This window comes from Mycobacterium venezuelense, assembly GCF_054919535.1.
Window position 1 is genome coordinate 1 of the sequence record NZ_JBONDW010000082.1, and the last position, 322, is coordinate 322.

General features: G+C 68.0%; 1 protein-coding gene. It reads right to left on the reverse strand.

Features of this window, described 5'->3' with window-relative positions:
- Window positions 1–322, reverse strand: a 322-nt coding sequence (locus ACRCUN_RS34285; protein ID WP_462146047.1) for a beta/alpha barrel domain-containing protein, incomplete at both ends; no start/stop codon positions are given.

Genomic DNA, 322 nt, shown 5'->3' on the forward strand with positions numbered 1-322 from the left:
GGCCCGCTGTGCGGGGTTGCCGGACTTGAAGATCCCCGACCCGACGAACACGCCTTCGGCACCGAGCTGCATCATCATCGCCGCATCGGCCGGGGTGGCGATCCCACCCGCGGTGAACAGCGTGACCGGAAGCTTGCCGGCCCGCGCCACCTCGACCACCAGGTCATAGGGGGCCTGCAGTTCCTTGGCCGCCACATACAACTCGTCCTCGCTCATCGAGGTGAGCCGGCGGATCTCGCCACCGATCTTGCGCATGTGCGTCGTCGCGTTCGACACATCGCCGGTGCCGGCCTCACCCTTGGAGCGGATCATCGCCGCGCCT